We start from the raw sequence: 20,777 nt of genomic DNA on the forward strand, positions 1-20,777 counted from the left end.
ACCCCCTCCATGCCGTGCTGGTTGGTGTCGCCGAAGGCCGAGCGCTTCCAGCCGCCAAAGGTGTGATAGGCGACCGGCACCGGGATGGGGACATTGATGCCGACCATGCCGACATTGACGCGGGCGGCGAAGTCGCGGGCCGCGCGGCCGTTCTGGGTGAAGATGGCGACGCCGTTGCCGTACTGGTGCTTCGACGGCAGGGCCAGGGCCTCCTCGAAGCTGGCGGCGCGGACGATCTGCAGCACGGGGCCGAAGATCTCTTCCTTGTAGGACTCCATTTCCGGGGTGACGTGGTCGAACAGCGACGGGCCGATGAAATAGCCGCGCTCATGACCTTGCAGATTGAAGCCGCGGCCGTCGACGACCAGTTCGGCGCCGTCCTTGACGCCCTGTTCGATCCAGCCCTCGACCCGGGCCTTGTGCTGGGCGGTGACCACGGGGCCGTAGTGGGCGCCGGCGTCGGTCGAGACGCCGACCCGCATGGTCGGGATTTCGGCGACCATCCGCTCGCGCAGTTCATCGGCGGTCTTCTTGCCGACCGGGACGACCACCGGCAGGGCCATGCAGCGTTCGCCGGCCGATCCGTAGGCGGCGCCGGACAGGTCCTTGATGACCTGGTCCATGTCGGCGTCGGGCAGGACGATGCCATGGTTCTTGGCCCCGCCCATGGCCTGGACCCGCTTATGGTTGGCGGCGCCGGTCTGGTAGACATAGTGGGCGATGTCGGACGAGCCGACGAAGCTGACGGCATGGATCAGCGGGTGGGTCAGGATGGCGTCGACCGCGACCTTGTCGCCGTGCACGACATTGAGCACGCCGGCGGGAGCGCCCGCCTCCATCATCAGCTCGGCCAGACGGACCGGCACCGACGGATCGCGCTCCGAGGGCTTGAGGATGAAGGTGTTGCCGACGGCGATGGCGACGCCGAACATCCACATCGGGATCATGGCCGGGAAGTTGAACGGGGTGATGCCCGAGACCACGCCCAGCGGCTGGCGCATCGAATAGACGTCGATGCCGGGACCGGCACCCCAGGTGTATTCGCCCTTCAGCGCATGCGGGATGCCGCAGGCGAATTCGATGACCTCGAGGCCGCGCTGGATGTCGCCTTTCGAGTCGGCGATGACCTTGCCGTGTTCGGCCGAGAGCAGTTCGGCCAGTTCGTTGATGTTGGCCTCGACGAGGCGTTTGAACTCGAACATCACCCGCGCGCGGCGCTGGGGATTGGTCGAGGACCAGCCCTCGAAGGCGTTCTGGGCGGCCTGGACGGCGCGATCCATCTCGGCGACCGAGGCCAGCTGCACCCGGGCCTGGACCTCGCCGGTGTTGGGATTGAACACCTCGGAGAAGCGGCCGGAGGCGCCGGTGAAGCTGGCGCCGTCGATGAAGTGGTTGATCTCACGCATGGGAAAGGCGGTCCTCGAGATGGAAGCGACTTGTTCGGGTGGCAGCGGTTTAGACCCTGACCCGCGCGGGCGCCAGCGCCTCTAGACCGCCGCGTCGAACAGGGCGTCGCGGGCGATGTCGGCCTGGAGCATCGGGAAGAAGTGGGTGCCGCCGGGGACGGTCTCGACCTTCAGTCGCGGCAGGCTCCGGACGTGGTCCGACAGGTGGCAGGGCGAACCCGTTTCGGCCTTCAGCACCCGAACCGGGCGGTCGAGGCGTTTCAGGGCGCGCCACGGATCATGGCTCTGGGCGGCGTAGTTGGAGGCCTCCCACGCCGGGTCGCAGGCGAGGACGAAACCATCGGAAGCCTCGATCAGGCCGTCGGCGAGATAGTCGGCCAGCATCATCTCGGGCCAGCCCTTGAAGGCGCCGCGGCCCAGATAGGCGGTCATGGCCTGTTCGCGGCTGTCGAACACCTTGCGGCGGCGCAGGGCGTTCTTCACCAGCGGGATGCGCGAGGCGATGCGGTCGAGCAACGGCAGCTGGAAGGCGGCGACGGCCCAGCGGCTCCAGATCACCGGGTCGAACAGCACCAGGCTGGACACGCGGTCGGGGCGTTCCGCGGCGGCCAGCAGGGCCGAGGTCCCGCCCATGGAATGGCCGGCGAGCACCACCGGCGGGCCCTCCAGCGCCTCCAGCAGGGCGACGAGGTCATCGCGGTGATCGTGCCAGTGCCGCCGCCCATCCGCCACGGCCGGCAGCGTCGTCGCGCCGTGACCGCGCAGGTCGGGGGCCCAGATGCGCAGGGATCCCGACAGGGGCGCCAGCAGGGTGCGGTAGGTCAGGGCGTTGAAGCCGTTGGCATGGACGAAGACGATGTCGACCGGCCGCTTCGGATCGCCGAAGTCCAGCACGTGCATCAGGCCCTCGCCGCCCGGGTTCGACACCGGCAGGCTCAGGCGGCGGGGCGGGGAGAGCCGGATCGCATCCATGCGGGGCAGATAGGGCGCGCGCGCCGGTATTGCCAGCGGTCCTCTACTGGCAGGCCGGACAGCGGCCGTGGGCCTCGATCGTGGTGCGGGCGATGGCGTAGCCGGCGGCCTCGGCGGCGCGACCCAGATCGCCGGCCACGGGGGCGGAGACCTCGGCGGTGGCCCCGCAGCAGTCGCAGATCAGGAAGGCGGCGGCGTGATCGACCGAGCCGGAGGTGCACGCGACATAGGCGCTGATCGAGGCGATGCGGTGGGCGAGGCCCTTGCGCTCGAGGAACTCCAGGGCCCGGTAGACGGTCGGTGGCTTGGCCGGCTGGCCGTCCTCGCCGAAGCGGGCGATCAGGTCATAGGCCTTCACCGGTTCGCCGGCGGCCAGCAGCAACTCCAGCACGCGCAGACGGGCGGGCGTCATCCGCTCGCCCTCGGCCGTCAGGCGCCGGTCCGCCTCGCCCATGGCGCGGGCGACGTCGGCGGCGGCGGGGGGGCCGTCATCGTGTTGGTGATGGCAGGGGTCGCTCATGCGCCAGAGCTAGGCCCTCGCCGCGTCCCCCGCAACGGGGCGGCTTGACGCCTTGTGATGTTATCTCGTAACACCGAGACCTCACTGCTCTCCCGGATACCTCCATGTACCTGTCCCCTGTGTCCCGCGCCGCCCTCCTGACCGCTCTGGGCTGGGCCGCCTTCGCCGGCGCGGCGGCCGCCCAGGACGCGCCCCGCTCGACCCAGCTGGAAGAGGTGATCGTTACGGGGACGCCTTTCGGGGTGACCGACCGCGCCAGCCTGCTGGCGGTCGAGGTGCTGGATGAAGAGGACCTGGCAGTCGCGCCGGCCTCGACGCTCGGCGATCTGGTCAATGGCCTGCCGGGCGTGCGCAGCACCAATTTCGCGCCGGGCGCCAGCCGTCCGGTGATCCGCGGCCTGTCCGGACCGCGGGTGCAGGTGCTGACCAACGGCCTCGGCATGATCGACGCCAGCTCGGTGTCGCCGGACCACCAGGTCGCGGTCGACCCGGCCGAGGCTCGCCGCATCGAGATCGTGCGCGGCCCCTCGACCCTGGTGTTCGGCGGCTCGGCCATCGGCGGGGTGGTCAATATCATCGACGACCGGATCCCGACCGAACCGGCCGAGGGCGGGCTGGACGGCCATGTCAGCGCCCAGACCTCGACGGTCGACGACGGGACCAGCTTCGGCGCCCGGCTGAAGGCCAACGCCGGGCCGCTGGTCTTCACCGTCGACGGCTTCACGCGGTCTGCCTCGGACTATGACATCCCCGTCTTCCCGGAATCGCAGCGTCTGCTGGACGAGGAGGGCGAGGCGGCCGGCGATGAGCGCACGGTTGAAAACACCTTCGTCGAACTGGACCAGTACGGCGCCGGCGTCAGCTGGATCGGATCGCGCGGCTATATCGGCGCCTCGGTCAAACACGTCGAGACCACCTATGGCGTGCCCGGTCACGCCCATGAACCCGACCCGCTGGATCCCGACGCGGAGGAGGAAAGCGTCTCTATCGGCCTGGAGCAGACCCGTTACGACCTGCGTGGGGAACTGGCCCTCGACACCGGTCTGTTCAGCGCCGCGCGTCTTTCGGCCGGCTGGGCCGACTATTCGCACACAGAGTTCGAAGGCGACGAGACCGGCACCCGGTTCTTCTCGGACGGCTATGAGGGCCGGTTCGAGCTGATCCAGCGCGAGCGCAACGGCTGGCAGGGCGTGGTCGGCCTGCAGCTGCTGGACCGCACCTTCGACGCGGTCGGCGACGAGGCCTATGTGCCGCGCACCGACATCGCCGAGCAGGGACTGTACACGGTCCAGCGGTTCGACCGCGGCGGCCTGGGTTTCGAGGGCGGATTGCGGCTGGACGAGCGATCGCTGGAGAGCGTGGCCGGCGACCGCGACTTCAGCAATATCTCCGCCTCGGCGGGCGTCTTCTTCCGGCCGTCGGCCCCGCTGTTCCTCGGTCTGAGCGTGGCGCGCAACGAACGCGCGCCCAGCGAGGTCGAACTGTTCGCTCAGGGGGCCCACGTGGCCACCGGCGCCTTCGAGGTCGGGGACATCGACCTGGACAGCGAGGTCGCGACCTCGATCGAAGGGACGGTGCATTTCGCCTCGGGCCCGTTCGAGTTCGATCTGCACGCCTATCACGCCGACTATGACGGCTTCATCGACCTGCGGCCGACCGGGCTGGATGAGGTCGATTCCGGACTGCCGGTCTTCGCCTATGTCCAGACCGACGCGACCTTCCAGGGGTTCGAGGCCGAGGCCAGCTACCGCCTCTGGGAGTCCGGCGACCGGAGCCTGGACCTGTCCGGCGCCGCCGACCAGGTGCGCGCCTCGACCGATCTGGGTCCGGCGGCGCGGATACCGCCCTGGTCCGTAACCGCGGGCGTGGACTGGACCTCGCGCCTGTTCGACGTCGGGCTTGAGGTGCGCCACGTCGCCGAACAGGACCGGACGGCGGCCTTCGAGCGGCCGACCGACGCCTACACCCTGGTCAATCTGAAGGGGGCCGTGCGGCCGTTCGCCGACCGCGATGTCATCCTCTTCGCCGAGGTCGCCAACCTGACCGATGAGGAGGCGCGCGAGCACGCCAGCTTCCAGAAGGACATCGCGCCGCAGCCGGGACGCAGCCTGCGGGCGGGGGTGACCTACCGGTTCTGAACCCCATGGACGCGAGCCGGTTTGCCGCCCCGACGCGACTGCGCTAGACACGCGCCTTCCTTCACCCACCAGAGCCGTATCGCGTCCATGACCGACACCACTTCCAACGCCGCCCTGACCGGCAATGTCCTGTTCTATGACAAGCCCGAGCCGCTGACGATCGAGGCGCATGGCGCCTTGGGCGTCGATCCTGTCGACCAGCCCTACGGCTTCGTGGCCCAGACCAATCTGGTGCCGCTGACGGTGACCGAGTTCGCTCCCGCCGCCCTGTCGTATCCCGTCATCTTCGTGGGTGAAAAGCGTCAGCCGGTCGCGGCCATGGCCCTGCGCGGCGGCGAGAACCTGTTCGTCAGCGCCGCCGGCGCGTTCCGCCCCGAGGCCTATATCCCGGCCTATGTGCGCCGCTATCCGTTCGTCTTCGCCCATGACGAGGCCCAGAAGCGCCTGATCCTGTGCCTGGACCGCAAGGCGCCGTTCATCCGCGAGGGCGGCGCCACGCCGCTGTTCGTCGACGGCAAGCCCTCGCCGTACGTCGAGCAGGCGATGGAGTTCTGCAACAATTTCGAGCAGGAGCGTCAGCGCACCGACGCCTTCGTTCAACTGCTGATCGATCTGGACCTGCTGGACACCCGCGAGGCGCTGTTCACCCCGCGCAATCCCGACGGCACCCCGGCCAAGCCGCAAAAGATCGCCGAATATTACGCCGTCTCGGAAGAGAAGCTGAAGGCCCTGCCGGCCGAGAAGCTGGCCGAGCTGCGCGACAACGGCGCCCTGGGCCAGATCTACGCCCATCTGGTGTCGCTGCTGGGCTGGGATCGCCTGATCGCCATGACCTTCCTGCGGAGCGCGGAAGCCCAACCGGCGGCGGCGAACGCCTGAAGACAAGGCAGTAGGCAGTAGGAATTAGGCAGTAGGGGCCAAGCGGGCCCCCACAAAGCCGTTACATCCCTACTGCCTACTGCCTACTGCCTACCTGCGGGCCAGCAGCGCCCGCGTCAGGCAGGAGAAGACCAGCCGGCCGGCCTCGTCGAGCAGGTCGTGCTGGGCGATGACGATGCCCTTTTCGTCACCGACCGGGTCCTTGCCCATAACCGTCATACGGCCGCGCATCAGCTCGCCCGGGGGCGGGTTGCGCATATAGCGCAGGCCGTCAACGGCCAGCACCTTGGACTGGGCCCAGCCGGAGGCCTTGTCGGCGAACAGCCGGCTCCACAGTGCATAGACCATGGCGTCCGGCGCACCGTAGGCGGCGTCCCAGCCGGGCAGGAAGCGTTCGACGAACACGTCCAGCGCGGCGGCATCGACCATACAGGCGCCGAGGGGCACGACCTCGCCCACGCCCAGATCCTCGAAATGGACGAGCAGCGGTTCGGTCATCGGCTCAGTCCCATCAACCCGCGGGCTCTTCCGACACCCGGACGAGCAGCTTGCCGTCGTGGTCGCCCGTGAACAAGCGGTTCAGCGAATCCAGGGCGCCTTCGAGCCCGTCGTCGACGTGGACCTTCCACTTGACCTCGCCGCTCTGCAGCCAGGGGCCCATCTCTGCGACCATCTCGCGGGCGCGATGGGCGTAGTCGAGGACCAGGAAACCCTGGATGTTGAGGCGGTGGGTGATGATCCGGCTGAAATTCGGCGAGGGCGGCATCTTCGTCGCGTTATAGGCTGAGATCAGGCCGCAGACCGCCATCCGGCCATGGGTCTTCAGCCGGTTGTAGACGGCGATCATGATGTCGCCGCCGACGTTCTCGAAATTGAGGTCGATGCCGTCGGGCGCCAGCCGGTCCAGCGCCTCGCCGACGTCTTCATTCTTGTAGTCGACGGCGGCGTCGAAGCCGAGCTCCTCGGTCAGCCAGCGGCATTTTTCCGCGCCGCCCGCGATACCGATGACGCGGCAGCCGCGCGCCTTGGCCACCTGGCCGGCGATCGAGCCCACGGCGCCGGCGGCGGCCGAGATCACCAGGGTCTCGCCGGCCTTGGCCTTGAGCACGTCGGTGACGCCGAAATAGGCCGTCATCCCGGTCATGCCGAGCACGCTGAGGTTCGCGGTCAGCGGCATGCCGGTTGCGCGGTGGACCTGTCGCAGCTCCATCTCATTGACCACGGCATAGTCCGCCCAGCCGCCCGACATCGGAGAGACCACGTCGCCGGCCCGGAACCGGCTGGAGCGGCTTTCCTCGACCACGCCCAGGGTCAGGCCGCGCATCACGCCGCCGATCGGCACCGGCGGCAGATAGCCTTCGGCGTCGTTCATCCAGGTGCGGTTGGTGGGGTCGAGCGACAGATAGACGGTGCGGACCAGGACCTGGGATTCGTTCAGGGCGGGAACGGGCGCCTCGACCAATTCAAGGTCGCCGGGCTGGATCAGACCCTTGGGCCGCTGGCGCAGCACCCACTGACGATTGACGCGAGCCATGGCCTACTCCGGTGTCTTCTTGGGTTTTCTTTGTGAACCCGCATAGTCTGCAAGGCGCGCCCCTCTGTCCAGCCGGGGCAAAGAAAAAGGACGAACCCTGAGGTTCGCCCTTGAAGTGGCATCATCGAGAATGAGGCGCGGAGGCGACAGGCTGACTTTCGCCAGCCTCAAGTCGGGGGGGCGTCGCCGCCTCCGCAGATCGATAACGGCGAGCCCGGGGTCAGGTTCCCGCGGTCCCGAATCTTTTTTCCCGTGGCAGGCGATCCCGGAACGGCGACGCTGGCCGTCGCGTTGTGACGACAGCGCCATCGCCCCAAAGGAGCCCGCCATGACCCACGAATCCCCCCACGACAAGGCCGCCGATGCGGTGCACGAGGGGCGCCCGGTCGAGGCGCAGTACGTCCGCGGCGGGCGCGGCGGGGTGCGTATCCTGACCCTGCTGATCGTTTCGCTGGCGGCGGTCGCCATCCTGCTGCTGGGCATGTGGTTCGTCAGCCAGGGCGGCTTCGCCAGCACCAACGCCAATACCGGCGCCCAGGCGGTGGACGCCCAGGCGTTCAAGGACGCCCCCGCCACGCCGCCGGCGCAGTAGCCGGGCGGGCCCGGTCGACAAAAAAGCCCCGGTCGCGAGACCGGGGCTTTTCCGTGGTTCGGGGAGGGTCCGGTTACGCCGCCGCCTTCTGACGCGACGGGTGGAAGAACAGCGCCTGGCTGATCGCCGCCTTCACCGTTTCCGGCTGGAAGGGCTTGGTGATCAGGAAGGTCGGCTCCGGCCGTTCGCCGGTCAGCAACCGCTCGGGGAAGGCGGTGATGAAGATGACCGGCACGTCGATCCGCTTGAGGATGTCCTTGACCGCGTCGATGCCCGACGAGCCGTCGGCCAGCTGGATGTCGGCCAGAACGAGACCGGGACGGTGGCGGGCGACCGCGTCGACGGCCTCGTCATGGGTGGTGGCGGTGCCGGTCACCCGGTGACCGAGTTCCTTCACCAGGCTCTCGATGTCGGCCGAGATGATGGCCTCGTCCTCGATGATCAGGACGTCGGTGGCCAGTTCGGCGTCGATGTCCGTCTGGGCTTCCGAGATCAGGCGTTCGACGTCAAAGGCGTCGGCGTCCAGGATCTGGGCGGCCTCCGAGGGGGTGAAGCCCTCGAGCGCGGTCAAAAGGAAGGCCTGGCGGGAGCGCGGAGCGATGCGCATCAGCCGGCGCGAGGCGTCGCTGTCGCGCCCCTCGATGCCGCTCTTGTCCTCAAGCTGCGCCCCGGTGGTGGCCCAGATGGCGTGGAAGACGTGATAGAGCGCCACCCGCGGAGTCATTTCCGCCGGAAGCTGACGTTCGCCGGCGGCCAGGGCCTCAAGCGCGACGCGGACGTAGTTGTCACCGGTGGTTTGGTCACCGGTCAGCGCGCGAGCGTAGCGACGGACGTAAGGCAGGTGCGGCGCAAGGCGGGCCAGCAGGCTCATGTAGCAATATCCCCGACAGAGACGGGTCCGGTCATGGACCCGCAGCAAGGCCTCAACGTATCAAATCGGCCACGGTTCCGCCTAGGGTCGCAAGCTTGAGCATTTATCGACCGTCACCTAGGAACCCACCCTGCGGGCCGGCGTTCCGGCACTCGCAACAACTATCGTCAGGGTGGCGGCCGTTTTCTCAATGACAGATAATTCCAATCCCCCCGGCAAGCCCCCCAAGGGCGGCGCAAGCCTGGAGGAAGCGCGACTCCGCCAGCAGGCGATCGGCGTGAAGCTGCGCCATATGTTCGACGAGGTCGTTAACGAGCCGGTTCCGGACGAGTTTCTCGACATCCTTCGCCGGGCCGACGAAAAGGCGTCCGGGGAGCGCGGCGCATGAGCGGCGCGTCCAGCCCGCCGCCCAAGCCTCCCTCCGCCGACGATAACGCCTTCAAGAGGGAGCTGGTGGCGCTGATTCCGCATCTGCGGGCCTTCGCCCGGACCCTGACGGGCGATCCCACTGCGGCCGACGACCTCGCCCAGGACGCCATGATGAAGGCGTGGGACGCGCGCGCCAGTTATCAGATGGGCACCAATATGAAGGCCTGGACCTTCATGATCCTGCGTAACCAGTTCTATTCCGAGAAACGCCGGTCGTGGCGCCAGTCGCAACTGGACCAGGAAGCGGCGGAACGCACCCTGGTGGCGGTCGACGACCCGGAATCTCCCGTCGCCCTGGACGAGCTGCGGCTGGCCCTGGCCACCCTGCCGGAAGAGCAGCGCGAGGCCCTGATTCTGGTCGGCGCCGGCGGCTTCGCCTATGAAGAGGCGGCGGAGATCTGCCAGTGCGCCGTCGGCACGGTGAAGAGCCGGGTCTCGCGGGCCCGCAAGGCCCTGCAGGCCACACTGGAAAAGGGCGGCTACGCGCGCGACGGCCGCGCCGCCGGCGACGCCATGCGCTCCATCCTGGCGGCGGCGGATCGCCTGAGCAGCGTCCGGCAAGGCTGAGGCCGTGGGCCGGATCGGACGAGCTTTCTCCAAGGGTGTCGGGCGCAGTCTCGCGCCGGCGAAGTTCAAGGGTATCCGCTTCCGGCTCGGCTCCGCCCTGGCCATTGCCCTGCTGCCGCTTTTGATTCTCGGTGGCTTTCAGGCCCAGTCGGCGTTCCGGGCGCAGGACATCGAGCGCCGCTCGGACCTGCAGCTGGCCGCCGAACGCACCGCGGCCAGCGCCAAGGCCCGGCTCGACAGCACCAGCGTGTTGCTGCAGGCGCTTCGTCCCGAGGCTCTGGAGGTGTTCTGCGAGCCGCGGCTGAGCGATCTGGTCGAGCGCCTCGAGGGGCTGGACGGGCTGGCGCGCCTGTCACCGACGGGCGCAACCGCCTGCGCCTCCAGCAGTCTGGGCAAGGTTCCGCCGGTCTGGTTCGCCCAGATGCGCGACAGCCCCTGGTTCGAACGGCTGCGCGCCGGCGAAGGCACGGTCTTGGCGCGGGCCCCGGCCGTGGCGGGCCATGCCCCTGGCCTGATCGTCGCCATCCGGCTTGAACGGCCCATGGGCCGTTTCGATGGAGCCATGCTCGCCCTGATCCCGCTGTCGAGCCTCCAACCCGATGTGGATGACCCGGCCTTGCCCGAGGGGTCCGAGGCGGCGCTGACCGACGCGGACGGGCGGCTGCTGACGGCCAGCGACGTCGGCGCCTTTACCCTGACTGGAGGGGATCCCCTGACCGGATGGGTCGAGCGGGCCCGGTCCGACGCCTCGGCCATCTTCGAGGCCGACGACGCCGATGGCCGGCGCCGGGTCTATGCCGGAGCAGCGCTGGCGGGGCGCGACATCTACGCCCTGCTCTCGGCGCCCGCGCCCGGACTGCTGTCCTGGGCGCGACTGAACCCGGTGGGCGCCCTGTTCATGCCGTTGCTGGCCTGGTTCCTGGCCTTCTCAATGGTGATGCTGGTCAGTGAGCGGATCGTGATCCGCTGGCTGAACTATCTGGAGAGAGTGGCCGCCATCTATGCGCGGGGGCGGTTCTCGGTGCGCCCCGTCCAGGCGATGAACGCGCCCGCGGAGATCCGGGTGCTGGCGCGCACCCTGGACGAACTGGCCGAGTCGATCGTCGCCCGCGACGCCGCCCTGACCGCCTCGCTGGAGGAGAAGGACGCGCTGATGCGCGAGATCCACCACCGGGTGAAGAACAATCTGCAGATCATCTCCTCGCTGCTGTCGATGCAGCAGCGCGCCCTGACGGACCCGGCATCCAAGGCGGCGGTCGGCGATACGCGCCAGCGCATCTCGGCGCTCGCCCTGATCTATCGCACCCTCTACCAGAGCGACGACCTGCGCTACGCCGACGCCCGCATCTTCCTGACCGAACTGGTCGGCCAGCTGGTGGCGAGCGAGTCCGGGCGTGGTCCGCTGGTCACCTCCTCGGTCGAGGCGGATTCGCTGGTGGTCGACCCGGACAAGCTGGCGCCGCTGGCCCTTTGGCTGGTGGAGGCGGTGACCAACGCCCAGAAACACGCCTTCGCCGGACGTGGCGGCGCCCTGAAGGTCCGCTTCTTCGTGCGCGGGGAGACCAGCATTCTGGAGGTGCAGGACGACGGTCCGGGGGTCAGCGAGACCTTCCGCGCCGGCGTGGGCCGCACCCTCATGGGCGCCTTCGCCAAACAGTTGAGGGGGACCGTCGAAATGGTCCCGGCCGAGGGCGGGGGGATGATCGCGCGGATGACCTTCGCCACGCCCGAGGCGATCGTGCCGACCGACCCGGCTGACCTTGGAACCGTGGCCGCGCCGCGACGTTGATAGGGCATACGCCGCCTCCCCGGCCGCCAGGAGTCCACCAATGCGCAAGATTTTCGTTCTGTTCGCCGCCGCCGCCGCCCTGACCACCGCGGCGTGCAACACCGTCTCGGGCGTGGGCCGTGACGCGTCCGCCGCAGGCAGCGCCGTGACCGGCGCCGCTGAAGACGCGAAGAACTAGACACCCCCTTCCCGGCCGCGTTTCCCCCCCGACACGCGGTTCGGTTGAAGAAGGCCCGCCGGCATCCCCCCGCCGGCGGGCCTTCGCTATTTCAGAGCCTTGATGTCAGGCCGCCGGCGCCGGCCGCGGGGCGTGAACCCAGGCCAGCAGGCCGAGGCAGACGATCAGCAGGGCGCTGTATTCCATGCCGTTTCGGCCCAGTCCGACCACGAACCAGCCCGCCGGCAGGTGGACCATGACCATCCCCGTCACATAGACGGCACAATAGGCCAGGCAGAGCCAGGTCACCCAGCGGCCCAGCGCCAGCAAGGGCGTGCCGAGGATCTCGAGCGCCGTCACCGCCGCGGCGATGCCGATCCCGAACGGCAGCCCCTGGCTGTCCAGCCAGCCGCCGAACGGCTCGACCCCACCCGTCAGCAGCCGCGCCCATCCATGGGCGGCCAGCAGACCCGCGAGGACGATGCGCAGGATCAGCAGAGCGGTTGTGAGCCGCTGATCGCCAGCCGTCTGATTGCTCATGACCGTCGCGCCCCGTTCGGCCGGACGTTATCCGAGAGCGGGCCGCGGTCAAGCTTGCGAGCCCTGGCGCGGGCTCGGCTATTTGCGGGACCGGCGACGCCGTCTAGCATCGTGTTTCAGGCGTCCGCAGAGACGCAATGACGACGCGGGGAGGCGATCGATGACGGATACGACGGAGACCCGGGCGGACCCGAGCCTGAGGACGGTGGTGGTGGCGTCAGCCGCGGGCACGGCGTTCGAATGGTACGACTTCTTCGTCTTCGGCTCCCTCGCCACCGTCATCGCGCGGCATTTCTTCGCCGACGCGGGCGAGACGGTCGCCTACATCCTGGCCCTGCTGACCTTCGGCCTCGGCTTCATCGTCAGGCCGCTGGGGGCGCTGGTGTTCGGCTGGTTCGGCGACCGCACGGGGCGCAAGACCACCTTCCTGGTCACCATCACCCTGATGGGGGTGGCCACGGTGGCCATCGGCCTGTTGCCCGACTACGGCCAGATCGGCCTCGCCGCGCCCATACTCCTGCTGATCATGCGGGTGCTGCAGGGCTTCGCCCTCGGCGGAGAGTACGGCGGGGCGGCCATCTATGTCGCCGAGCACTCGCCGCCGAAGAAGCGGGGCCTGCTGACCGGCTGGATCCAGACCACGGCGGCCTTCGGCCTGATCGGCGCCCTGTCGGTGATCCTGATCACGCGCCAGATCGTCGGGGTCGAGGCGTTCGACGAATGGGGATGGCGCATCCCCTTCCTGCTGTCGGCCCTGCTGCTGGCCATATCGCTGTGGATCCGGCTGAAGCTGAACGAGAGCCCGGCCTACCAGCGGATGGAGGCCGAAGGCGGCGAACGTCGCGCGCCGTACAAGGAGGCCTTCTTCCAGTGGGGCAACGGCCGGTTCGTGCTGATCGCCCTGTTCGGCATCATGATCGCCCAGGGGGCGGTCTGGTACTGCGGCTATTTCTACACCCGGTTCTTCATGGAGCGGGTGCTGAAGGTCGACGTCAACACGGTCGACCAGCTGGTGCTGATGGTGACCGTGGCCTCGGCGGCGCTGTACGTCTTCTTCGGCTGGCTGTCGGACCGGGTGGGGCGCAAGCCGGTGATGCTGTTCGGCATGATCCTCGCCCTCGTCGCCTTCTTCCCCGGCTTCCACGCCCTGACAAAGGCCGCCAATCCGGCCCTGGCGGAGGCGCAGGCCGCCGCGCCCGTGACCGTCGTCGCCGACCCGGCCACCTGCGCCCTGCAGTTCGACCCGATCGGCAAGGCCGCCTTCTCCAGCTCCTGCGACATCGCCAAGAGCGTGCTGTCCAACGCCGGCGTCTCGTACTCGAACGCGTCCATGTGGACGACCCCCTCGGCCGCCACACTGGTCCCCGGCGCGGACGCCGTCGTCGTGATCGGCGAGACGATGGTCGAGTCCGTCGACGGGACGGGCATGGCTCCGGCGGAGCTCAAGGCCGCCCGCACCGATGTCGAGACCCGGATCAAGGCGGCGCTGGTCGAGGCCGGCTATCCGGCCAAGGCCGATCCGGCGCGGATCAACATGCCGCTGGTGTTCGGCATCCTGATGATCTTCATGGTCGCGGCCACGGCCCTGTACGGACCGCAGGCGGCGGCGCTGGTCGAGTTGTTCCCGACGCGGGTGCGCTATACGGCGATGAGCCTGCCGTACAATATCGGTACGGGATGGGTCGGCGGCCTGCTGCCCGCGGCCAGCTTCGCCCTGGTGGCCTGGTCGGGGAACATCTATTTCGGCCTCTGGTATTCGGTCGGCTTCACCGCCCTGGCCGCGATCGTCGCCCTGATCTGGCTGCCGGAAACCAAGGGGCGGGACCTCGACACGATCTAGCGGGGCCCGGAACCGGTGATGAAGAAGGTCCGCCTCAAGCCGCTCGTCTGGCCGGTCGCGCTCCTGATCGTCGGCGCCGCGGCCAACTGGCTGGCGGAGTTCGCCGTCGGCCGGTGGCAGGACTATCAGCTTTACGGAATCTCGCGGCCGGTGGCGGATCTGCTGCTGGTCATCGGCGCGGTGTGGTTGGTGGTGGCTGTCGTCGGCCTCATGCGCGGTCCGCGAGGCTGAGGTCAGACCTTCTTGAGGCTCGCGATGAAGGTTTGAACGTCGGGAGACGCCCAGTCCGCTCCGTCCCACCAGAAGGCGGCGAGCGCCTCATGGTTCAGCGCCACCCATGCGATCACGTCGGGCGCCATACGCTTCAGATCCCGGTCATCAAGACTGTTAGCGACCACACGCGGTGTCGAGGCGACGGCAACCGAGAAACTGGGCTGGTGGCGGCCCCGCTTCAGAAAATACTTCACCCGGGGACCGTGCTGTCCCATCACTGTGGTGATCGTGATGGTGCCCGGCACGCCTGTCTGGGACTCGACCAGATTGGCCATGTCGAAGATGTCCTCATCGTCGAGCGCGCCGATTTCCTCGTCGAGCGTGGGCTCGCGATCGGTCCACACGGCGGGTTTTTCCGAGAAGCCCATCAGATCAGTATCCATGCAATGACTGGTTGCGTCAAACCGGCAGGGCGCCGCGCTTGACCACGGTCCGCATGGCGACGCTGGATGACACCCGGGTCACGCCCGGAATGCGCGTGAGCTCCCGTGAGTGGACCCGTTCGAGGTCGTCGACGTCGCGCACGACAAGCCGCAGAAGATAGTCCGAACCGCCCGTCATCAGATAGCACTCCACAACCTCCGGTACGGTCGAGATGGCGGTCTCGAAGGCGGTCAGGGACGCCTCGGCCTGGGAGGACAGGGTGACGGTCACGAAGACGCTGATCGGCAGGCCGACGGCGCGTTCGTTGATGATGGCGGCGTAGCGGCTGATGACCTCGGCGGCCTCGAGCGCGCGCAACCGGCGCAGGCAGGCGCTCTCGGACAGGTTGACCGTCCGGGCCAGGTCGGCGTTGGTCATCCGCCCGTCGCCTTGCAGGGCGCGGATCATCTTGCGGTCGGTGTCGTCGAGAGTGACAGCAGAAACGGTCTTCAAACACGCACTCCTTCGCAGAGTCTGCGAGTTTACACCGTTCATACGACGAAAAGAACAGGAACCTGCGGTCGAACCGCCGCTAGATTGCCGCCCGAAACGCGGCCGCCGCAGATCGGCCCGTCCCGTCTGAAGAGGAAACGGTCATGCGCGTCGGCGTCCCCAAGGAAATCAAGAAGAACGAACACCGCATCGGCCTGACGCCGACGGCGGTGCGCGAATACGTCGCCCACGGCCACACGGTCTCGATCGAGACCGGGGCCGGTCTGGGCGCCGGCTTCACCGACGCCGACTACAAGAAGGCCGGGGCGAAGATCGTCGCGGATGCGAAGACCATTTTCGCCGAGAACGACATGATCGTGAAGGTGAAGGAGCCGCAGAAGGTCGAGTGGGAGATGCTCCGCGAAGACCAGATCCTGTTCACCTACCTGCACCTGGCGCCGGACCCCGAGCAGACCAAGGGCCTGCTGGCCTCGAAATGCGCCGCCATCGCCTATGAGACCGTCACCGACGACCGCAAGGGCCTGCCGCTGCTGGCCCCGATGTCGGAAGTCGCCGGCCGCATCGCCGTCTTCTCGGCCGCCGAGACCCTGCTGAAGCACAACGGCGGCATGGGCCTGCTGTTCTGCGGCGTCCCGGGCGTGGCCCCGGCGCGCGTCCTGGTGCTGGGCGGCGGCGTCGTCGGTCTCAACGCCGCCCGCATGGCCATGGGCCTGGGCGCCGAGGTGGTGGTGCTGGAACGCTCCATCCCGCGCATGGCCTACATTGATGAAGTGACCAACGGCCGCGTCATCACCCGCTATTCCTCGATCGGCGCGGTCGAGGAGGAGATGGTCAAGGCCGACGTCATCATCGGCGCCGTGCTCGTTCCCGGGGCCGAGGCGCCCAAGCTGATCAAGCGCGAACACCTGAAGCAGATGAAGCCCGGCTCGGTGCTGGTCGACGTCGCCATCGACCAGGGCGGCTGTTTCGAGACCAGCCACGCCACGACCCACGAAGACCCGACCTATGTCATCGACGGCGTGGTCCACTACTGCGTCGCCAACATGCCCGGCGCCGCGCCGCGCACCTCGTCCGAAGCCCTCAACAACGCCACCCTGCCCTTCGGCCTGGCCCTGGCGAACAAGGGGCTGGAGGCGCTGAAGCAGAACCCGCATCTCGCGCGCGGCCTGAATGTGCTCAAGGGCGAAATCACCTATCCGGCGGTCGCCGAGGCCCTGGACATGCCGTGGAGCGATCCGTTCGGCGTCTGGGCGAAGGGCTGAGGCTGTCGGGCCCTCTCCCCTGGCGGGAGAGGGCTCAGGCCTGAACCGAAGCGCCCGTAGACGCGAGCTCCGGCGCCCCCGTCGGGGCCATGTCGATCGCCTTTTCGAGCCCGGCCATCTCCGCGTCGGCGTCCTTCCAGTCGTCCCGGCCCGCCGCCCTGGGATGGGCCCAGTCGGCCTTGATCTTCTCGCGGGCCTCTTTCAGCTCGGCGAGCGCCTGCTTCACCTGCTGGAAGAACCCCTGGTCGGCCATGGCCGTGCCGAGGACGGCCTCCGCCCGGTCGGCCCTCTCGTCGCGCGCATCGGCGACGCTGAAGGCTGCGGCATAGGCGGCCTGGGCCCGCTTCATCTCCGCATCAACGATCGCGGGTGACGGGCCGGCCGGCGCCTCGCCCGCCTCCGTGCCGGACTCCTTCGGCTCTGCGGGCAGGCCGTTCAGCGCCATATCGGCCGCCTCACGGGCGTCCATGGCGTCCCGGCGCATCATGGCCATCTCGCCGTCGGTGACGTTCCTGCCGCCGGCGTCGACATAGTCCGCCACCGCCGACTTGAGCTCCTTCGCCAAGGCGGCGGTCATCTTCAGCGCTGCCTTCGGATCGATCTTCACCAGCAGCATCAGGGCGTCGCGGCGTTCACGCACCGCCTGGACCTTCTTGGCGGCCATCTCCTTCCGCATCGACTTCTGGGCGTCGCGCAGATCGGAGAGGGACGGGAGGCCGAACCCCGGCGACGCCTCCGCAGCGGGCCGGGACTTGCCCGGCAAGGGGGTACGCCAGACGGGAAGTGGCGAGGCCGAAGCGGCCGTCAACGAGATCATTCTGATCTCTCCATGAACATTCCCGGACACCCTGTTCCGGCCACGCTTACGATCCGTTTAAGGCCGGGCGTCCGCCTTCGCCTGTAAATCGCCGCTCTCTTGAGGCATAAGCCGCGCTCAAGCAGCGAGCGACCGCGTCGCGAGCGTTAGCGCCCACTTAGAAATCCCGCGATGAAGTTCCTCGACCAGGCCAAGATCTATATCCGCTCCGGCAACGGCGGGGGCGGCTGCGTGTCGTTCCGGCGGGAGAAATTCATCCCGAACGGCGGGCCGGACGGGGGCGACGGCGGCCATGGCGGCAACGTCTGGATCACGGCCATGGACGGCCTGAACACCCTGATCGACTTCCGCTACCAACAGCATTTCAAGGCCCAGACCGGCGTCCACGGCATGGGCCGGCAGATGCACGGCGCAAAGGGCGAGGACGTCATCCTCAAGGTCCCGGTCGGCACCCAGGTGCTGGACGACGACAAGGAGACAGTGCTGCTGGACATGGACTACGCCGGCAAGACCGAGATGCTGCTCAAGGGCGGCAACGGCGGCTGGGGCAATGTCCACTTCAAGGGCCCGTCCAACCAGGCGCCCGCCTATGCCAACCCGGGCCAGGAAGGCCAGGAGCGCTGGATCTGGCTGCGGCTGAAGCTGATCGCCGACGTCGGCCTGGCCGGCCTGCCCAACGCCGGCAAGTCGACCTTCCTCGCCGCCGCCAGCGCGGCGCGGCCCAAGATCGCCGACTATCCCTTCACCACCCTGGTGCCCAACCTCGGCGTGGTCGACCTGTCGGAGACCGAACGGTTCGTCATCGCCGACATCCCCGGCCTGATCGAGGGCGCCTCGGAAGGGGCCGGCCTCGGCACCCGCTTCCTCGGCCACGTCGAGCGGTCGGGCTGTCTGATCCACCTGGTCGACGGGACCCAGGACGATGTCGCCGGCGCCTACCACACCATCCGCCACGAGCTGGAGGCTTACGGCGCCGGCCTGGCCGACAAGGCCGAGGTGCTGGCCCTGAACAAGATCGACGCCCTGACCCCCGAGGCGCGCGAGGAAAAGGCGGCCGAACTGGAGGCCGCCGCCGGCCGCCGGCCGATGCTGGTGTCGGGCGTTTCGGGCGAGGGCGTGACCGAACTGCTGCGCGCCGCCTGGACCGAGGTGCGCAAGGATCGCGGCGAAATCGCCCCGGCCGAGGAAGACGAGACCGTCATGGAGACGCCCGGCGGCTGGGCGCCATAGCCGCGCCGCGCGGGGCGTGTTAGCTCCCTTCTGAGCATAAGCCCCCGCGAGCCCGCCTTGTCCTTCTTCCACGCCGGTCCCGCGCCCAGACCCGGAGGGCCCCGCCCCGGCGCCCTGCGCGACGGGCTGGACCTGTCGCCGGGCATGGCGGTCGGCCTGTTCGGGGGCTCGTTCAATCCCGCTCACGACGGCCACGCCCATGTCGCCGAGACGGCGATGCGGCGGCTGGCGCTGGACCGGGTCGTCTGGCTGGTCTCGCCACAGAATCCGCTGAAGGGCCCCGACGAGACCGCCCCCCTGGCCGAACGCATGGACTCCGCACGCGCCGCGGCGGCGCTGGCGGCCTCGGGGCCGTCGATGGTGGTCTCGGATTTCGAGACCCGGGCGGGGACGCAATGGACCGTCGACACCCTGCGCGCCCTGACCGCGCGCCACCCCGGCGTGCGCTTCGTCTGGCTGATGGGATCGGACAATCTGGCCAGCTTCCACCGCTGGCGCGGCTGGACCGATATCATGCGGATGATGCCGATGGCGGTGATCGCCCGGCCAGGGTCCCTGCACCACAGCCGCACCGCGCCGGCCGCCGCCCGTTTCGCCGCGGCGCGGGTTCCGACGGCGCGGGCGCGGCTGCTGGCCGACCTCGAGGCGCCGGCGTGGACCTATCTGACGGCGCCGCTGAATCCGCGATCCTCGACCGCGATCCGGGCCGCGCGTGACGCCGCCGCGCATTTGTGATAGGCTGCCGCTTTAGTAACCTCCCCGGAGCCCTCCGCTGACCCCCTCGCCCGCGCACGATGCGCAAGACGCCGCCAACACGGCGAACGAGATGGACGAATTCGAATCCATCCACACCGACGGTCCGCAGGCTCCCCTTCCCGTCGGCTCCACCGCTCTGGAAACGGCCATTCTGTCGCGTCTCGACGACGACAAGGCCCAGGACATCGTCCTCATCGACCTGAAGGGCAAAAGCCCGATGGCCGACACCATGATCATCGCCTCCGGGCGGTCGCACCGTCACGTCGGCGCCCTGGCCGACCACCTTCAGCGCACGCTGAAGGAAACCGGTCTCGGCAAGGTCAAGGTTTCGGGTCTGCCGCACTGCGACTGGGTGCTGCTGGACGCGGGGGACGTCATCGTCCACCTGTTCCGCCCGGAAGTGCGCGCCTTCTACAACATCGAGAAGATCTGGTCGGTCGAGAGCGGCCACCGCGTCGACGCTCGCGCGTAACCCACTGATCCACGGATGAAGCTGGCCGTCATCGCCATCGGCAAGCCGGGGCGGGGGCCCGAGGCCGTGCTGGCGGCCGACTACGCCGAGCGCGCCACCCTGGCCGGCCGGGCCCTGGGCCTCGGCCCTCTGGAACTGGTCGATCTCGAACCGCGCAAGCCGGGCAAGGCGCCCGAGGCCGACCTGATCCTCAAGGCCGCCGAGGGGGCGCATCTGATCGCCTGCGACGAACGCGGCAGGACCTTCTCCAGCCGCGCCTTCGCCGACCATATCGCCCTGATGCGCGATCGCGGGGAGCGCCGGCTGGTGTTCGCCATCGGCGGGGCCGACGGGCTGGACGAGAGCGTGCGCGCGGCGGCGGGCTCGACCCTGGCCTTCGGGCCCCAGACCTGGCCGCATGCGCTGGCGCGGGCGATGCTGGCGGAACAGCTGTATCGCGCCGTGACCATCCTGGCCGGATCGCCCTATCATCGCGACTGACATGCGCGCGCCCGTCCTGATCCTGTGTCTGAGCCTGATCGCCCTGCCCGTGGCGGCGATCGCGCGCCAGACGCCGCCCGCGGGCGAGGTCAGGCGGCTGCAGGCCGAGTTCCGGGACGAGCGCGCCCGCGCCCTGCGTCTGCGCGAGGAGGCCGCCGAGGCCGCGCGCGAGATCGCCGGGCTCGAGCGCCAGCTGACCGAACTGCGCACCGCCGTCGGCCAGGACGACGCCGTCATCGCCGGGCAACGGGCGCGGCTGCGCGAACTGAGCGCGCGGGAGGCGGCGCTGGTGGCCCAGCTGTCCCGGGCGCGGGGGCGGCAAGGGCGGCTGTTGTCCGCCCTGCAGATGATGAGCCGCCGGCCGCCGCCGCCGCTGC

General features: G+C 69.0%; 23 protein-coding genes and 2 pseudogenes. 15 read left to right on the forward strand and 10 right to left on the reverse strand.

Features of this window, described 5'->3' with window-relative positions; translation table 11 throughout:
* The 3 genes and pseudogenes from B2742_RS00475 to B2742_RS00485 all read right to left on the reverse strand — a co-directional run.
* Positions 1-1,406, reverse strand: a pseudogene (locus B2742_RS00475) (CoA-acylating methylmalonate-semialdehyde dehydrogenase); the annotation flags it as partial.
* Between the two features lie 81 nt (positions 1,407-1,487).
* Entirely contained in the window at positions 1,488-2,378 is an 891-nt protein-coding gene (locus B2742_RS00480) for an alpha/beta hydrolase (protein WP_292061742.1), read from the reverse strand.
* 43 nt (positions 2,379-2,421) lie between these two features.
* A complete protein-coding gene (locus B2742_RS00485; RefSeq protein ID WP_292061744.1) occupies positions 2,422-2,898 on the reverse strand; it encodes a Fur family transcriptional regulator in 477 nt (158 codons plus the stop codon).
* Positions 2,899-3,002: 104 nt separating this feature from the next.
* On the opposite strand from B2742_RS00485, the gene B2742_RS00490 reads away from it, so the two are divergent.
* On the forward strand, positions 3,003-5,036 hold the full coding sequence (locus B2742_RS00490; protein WP_292061746.1) for a TonB-dependent receptor domain-containing protein: 2,034 nt from the start codon (positions 3,003-3,005) through the stop codon (positions 5,034-5,036).
* An 87-nt stretch (positions 5,037-5,123) separates the two neighbouring features.
* Complete coding sequence (locus tag B2742_RS00495) at positions 5,124-5,915, forward strand: SapC family protein (protein ID WP_292061749.1); 792 nt, start codon at positions 5,124-5,126, stop codon at positions 5,913-5,915.
* Between the two features lie 90 nt (positions 5,916-6,005).
* Here B2742_RS00495 and B2742_RS00500 read toward each other — a convergent pair whose 3' ends face one another.
* Together B2742_RS00500 and B2742_RS00505 are read right to left on the reverse strand one after the other, a co-directional pair.
* Positions 6,006-6,413 carry an acyl dehydratase gene (locus B2742_RS00500; RefSeq protein ID WP_292061752.1) on the reverse strand — a complete coding sequence of 136 codons (408 nt, stop codon included), beginning with the start codon at positions 6,411-6,413 and terminating at the stop codon, positions 6,006-6,008.
* Between the two features lie 13 nt (positions 6,414-6,426).
* A complete protein-coding gene (locus B2742_RS00505) occupies positions 6,427-7,449 on the reverse strand; it encodes an NADP-dependent oxidoreductase (RefSeq protein WP_292061754.1) in 1,023 nt (340 codons plus the stop codon).
* A gap of 328 nt (positions 7,450-7,777) precedes the next feature.
* Between B2742_RS00505 and B2742_RS00510 the strand changes: the two genes are divergently transcribed.
* The gene (locus B2742_RS00510; RefSeq protein ID WP_292061755.1) at positions 7,778-8,041 is read left to right on the forward strand and encodes a hypothetical protein; all 264 of its coding nucleotides are present in this window, start codon (positions 7,778-7,780) and stop codon (positions 8,039-8,041) included.
* Between the two features lie 73 nt (positions 8,042-8,114).
* Here the strand turns inward: B2742_RS00510 and B2742_RS00515 are convergent, their stop codons facing one another.
* Positions 8,115-8,912 carry a response regulator gene (locus B2742_RS00515; RefSeq protein WP_292061757.1) on the reverse strand — a complete coding sequence of 266 codons (798 nt, stop codon included), beginning with the start codon at positions 8,910-8,912 and terminating at the stop codon, positions 8,115-8,117.
* 190 nt (positions 8,913-9,102) lie between these two features.
* Here B2742_RS00515 and B2742_RS00520 point away from each other — a divergent pair, with 190 nt between their 5' ends.
* Genes B2742_RS00520 through B2742_RS00535 form a run of 4 tightly spaced genes read left to right on the forward strand, consistent with a single transcriptional unit; the run spans position 9,103 to position 11,875 of the window.
* Positions 9,103-9,300 (forward strand): NepR family anti-sigma factor, encoded by a 198-nt coding sequence (locus tag B2742_RS00520; RefSeq protein ID WP_292061819.1) that lies wholly within the window; start codon positions 9,103-9,105, stop codon positions 9,298-9,300.
* The gene (locus B2742_RS00525; RefSeq protein WP_292061759.1) at positions 9,297-9,908 is read left to right on the forward strand and encodes a sigma-70 family RNA polymerase sigma factor; all 612 of its coding nucleotides are present in this window, start codon (positions 9,297-9,299) and stop codon (positions 9,906-9,908) included. Before B2742_RS00520 ends, B2742_RS00525 begins: the two co-directional genes overlap by 4 nt.
* A 4-nt stretch (positions 9,909-9,912) precedes the next feature.
* Complete coding sequence (locus B2742_RS00530; RefSeq protein ID WP_349681108.1) at positions 9,913-11,697, forward strand: sensor histidine kinase; 1,785 nt, start codon at positions 9,913-9,915, stop codon at positions 11,695-11,697.
* 40 nt (positions 11,698-11,737) lie between these two features.
* The gene (locus B2742_RS00535; protein ID WP_292061761.1) at positions 11,738-11,875 is read left to right on the forward strand and encodes an entericidin EcnA/B family protein; all 138 of its coding nucleotides are present in this window, start codon (positions 11,738-11,740) and stop codon (positions 11,873-11,875) included.
* 105 nt (positions 11,876-11,980) lie between these two features.
* On the opposite strand, the gene B2742_RS00540 is transcribed toward B2742_RS00535, so the two are convergent.
* Positions 11,981-12,394 carry a DoxX family protein gene (locus B2742_RS00540; RefSeq protein ID WP_292061763.1) on the reverse strand — a complete coding sequence of 138 codons (414 nt, stop codon included), beginning with the start codon at positions 12,392-12,394 and terminating at the stop codon, positions 11,981-11,983.
* Positions 12,395-12,554: 160 nt separating this feature from the next.
* Here B2742_RS00540 and B2742_RS00545 point away from each other — a divergent pair, with 160 nt between their 5' ends.
* Both B2742_RS00545 and B2742_RS00550 read left to right on the forward strand, forming a co-directional pair.
* Positions 12,555-14,234 (forward strand): MFS transporter, encoded by a 1,680-nt coding sequence (locus tag B2742_RS00545; RefSeq protein ID WP_292061765.1) that lies wholly within the window; start codon positions 12,555-12,557, stop codon positions 14,232-14,234.
* An 18-nt stretch (positions 14,235-14,252) separates the two neighbouring features.
* A complete protein-coding gene (locus tag B2742_RS00550) occupies positions 14,253-14,465 on the forward strand; it encodes a hypothetical protein (protein ID WP_292061768.1) in 213 nt (70 codons plus the stop codon).
* 2 nt (positions 14,466-14,467) lie between these two features.
* Here the strand turns inward: B2742_RS00550 and B2742_RS00555 are convergent, their stop codons facing one another.
* On the reverse strand, positions 14,468-14,875 hold the full coding sequence (locus tag B2742_RS00555) for a hypothetical protein (RefSeq protein WP_292061770.1): 408 nt from the start codon (positions 14,873-14,875) through the stop codon (positions 14,468-14,470).
* A gap of 31 nt (positions 14,876-14,906) precedes the next feature.
* A complete protein-coding gene (locus B2742_RS00560) occupies positions 14,907-15,383 on the reverse strand; it encodes an Lrp/AsnC family transcriptional regulator (protein WP_292061772.1) in 477 nt (158 codons plus the stop codon).
* A gap of 143 nt (positions 15,384-15,526) precedes the next feature.
* Between B2742_RS00560 and ald the strand changes: the two genes are divergently transcribed.
* Positions 15,527-16,645, forward strand: coding sequence for an alanine dehydrogenase (ald, locus tag B2742_RS00565; protein WP_292061774.1), 1,119 nt, complete (start codon positions 15,527-15,529; stop codon positions 16,643-16,645).
* Positions 16,646-16,679: 34 nt separating this feature from the next.
* Here ald and B2742_RS00570 read toward each other — a convergent pair whose 3' ends face one another.
* Entirely contained in the window at positions 16,680-17,462 is a 783-nt protein-coding gene (locus B2742_RS00570; RefSeq protein WP_292061776.1) for a hypothetical protein, read from the reverse strand.
* Positions 17,463-17,633: 171 nt separating this feature from the next.
* Between B2742_RS00570 and obgE the strand changes: the two genes are divergently transcribed.
* The 5 genes and pseudogenes from obgE to B2742_RS00595 form a co-directional block, all read left to right on the forward strand.
* A complete protein-coding gene (gene obgE / locus B2742_RS00575) occupies positions 17,634-18,692 on the forward strand; it encodes a GTPase ObgE (RefSeq protein WP_292061780.1) in 1,059 nt (352 codons plus the stop codon).
* A gap of 57 nt (positions 18,693-18,749) precedes the next feature.
* Positions 18,750-19,427 (forward strand): nicotinate-nucleotide adenylyltransferase, encoded by a 678-nt coding sequence (locus B2742_RS00580; protein WP_292061782.1) that lies wholly within the window; start codon positions 18,750-18,752, stop codon positions 19,425-19,427.
* 91 nt (positions 19,428-19,518) lie between these two features.
* On the forward strand, positions 19,519-19,920 hold the full coding sequence (gene rsfS, locus B2742_RS00585) for a ribosome silencing factor (RefSeq protein WP_292061783.1): 402 nt from the start codon (positions 19,519-19,521) through the stop codon (positions 19,918-19,920).
* A gap of 15 nt (positions 19,921-19,935) precedes the next feature.
* Positions 19,936-20,400: a 23S rRNA (pseudouridine(1915)-N(3))-methyltransferase RlmH gene (gene rlmH / locus B2742_RS00590; RefSeq protein ID WP_292061785.1), complete on the forward strand. Its 465-nt coding sequence runs from the start codon at positions 19,936-19,938 to the stop codon at positions 20,398-20,400.
* Between the two features lies 1 nt (position 20,401).
* Positions 20,402-20,777 (forward strand): annotated as a pseudogene (locus B2742_RS00595) (peptidase M23); the annotation flags it as partial.

The organism is Brevundimonas sp. UBA7664, assembly GCF_002483305.1.
Taxonomy (GTDB): domain Bacteria; phylum Pseudomonadota; class Alphaproteobacteria; order Caulobacterales; family Caulobacteraceae; genus Brevundimonas.

Bases quoted from the DNA above. Each gene is read 5' to 3' on its own strand.
- obgE (WP_292061780.1), top strand. From the start codon at position 17,634: ATGAAGTTCCTCGACCAGGCCAAGATCTATATCCGCTCCGGCAACGGC.
- B2742_RS00495 (WP_292061749.1), top strand. From the start codon at position 5,124: ATGACCGACACCACTTCCAACGCCGCCCTGACCGGCAATGTCCTGTTC.
- B2742_RS00480 (WP_292061742.1), bottom strand. From the start codon at position 2,378: ATGGATGCGATCCGGCTCTCCCCGCCCCGCCGCCTGAGCCTGCCGGTG.
- B2742_RS00515 (WP_292061757.1), bottom strand. From the start codon at position 8,912: ATGAGCCTGCTGGCCCGCCTTGCGCCGCACCTGCCTTACGTCCGTCGC.
- B2742_RS00550 (WP_292061768.1), top strand. From the start codon at position 14,253: ATGAAGAAGGTCCGCCTCAAGCCGCTCGTCTGGCCGGTCGCGCTCCTG.
- B2742_RS00570 (WP_292061776.1), bottom strand. From the start codon at position 17,462: ATGATCTCGTTGACGGCCGCTTCGGCCTCGCCACTTCCCGTCTGGCGT.
- B2742_RS00510 (WP_292061755.1), top strand. From the start codon at position 7,778: ATGACCCACGAATCCCCCCACGACAAGGCCGCCGATGCGGTGCACGAG.
- B2742_RS00500 (WP_292061752.1), bottom strand. From the start codon at position 6,413: ATGACCGAACCGCTGCTCGTCCATTTCGAGGATCTGGGCGTGGGCGAG.
- B2742_RS00545 (WP_292061765.1), top strand. From the start codon at position 12,555: ATGACGGATACGACGGAGACCCGGGCGGACCCGAGCCTGAGGACGGTG.
- B2742_RS00535 (WP_292061761.1), top strand. From the start codon at position 11,738: ATGCGCAAGATTTTCGTTCTGTTCGCCGCCGCCGCCGCCCTGACCACC.
- B2742_RS00490 (WP_292061746.1), top strand. From the start codon at position 3,003: ATGTACCTGTCCCCTGTGTCCCGCGCCGCCCTCCTGACCGCTCTGGGC.
- B2742_RS00485 (WP_292061744.1), bottom strand. From the start codon at position 2,898: ATGAGCGACCCCTGCCATCACCAACACGATGACGGCCCCCCCGCCGCC.
- B2742_RS00525 (WP_292061759.1), top strand. From the start codon at position 9,297: ATGAGCGGCGCGTCCAGCCCGCCGCCCAAGCCTCCCTCCGCCGACGAT.
- ald (WP_292061774.1), top strand. From the start codon at position 15,527: ATGCGCGTCGGCGTCCCCAAGGAAATCAAGAAGAACGAACACCGCATC.
- B2742_RS00555 (WP_292061770.1), bottom strand. From the start codon at position 14,875: ATGGGCTTCTCGGAAAAACCCGCCGTGTGGACCGATCGCGAGCCCACG.
- rsfS (WP_292061783.1), top strand. From the start codon at position 19,519: ATGGACGAATTCGAATCCATCCACACCGACGGTCCGCAGGCTCCCCTT.
- B2742_RS00520 (WP_292061819.1), top strand. From the start codon at position 9,103: ATGACAGATAATTCCAATCCCCCCGGCAAGCCCCCCAAGGGCGGCGCA.
- rlmH (WP_292061785.1), top strand. From the start codon at position 19,936: ATGAAGCTGGCCGTCATCGCCATCGGCAAGCCGGGGCGGGGGCCCGAG.
- B2742_RS00505 (WP_292061754.1), bottom strand. From the start codon at position 7,449: ATGGCTCGCGTCAATCGTCAGTGGGTGCTGCGCCAGCGGCCCAAGGGT.
- B2742_RS00540 (WP_292061763.1), bottom strand. From the start codon at position 12,394: ATGAGCAATCAGACGGCTGGCGATCAGCGGCTCACAACCGCTCTGCTG.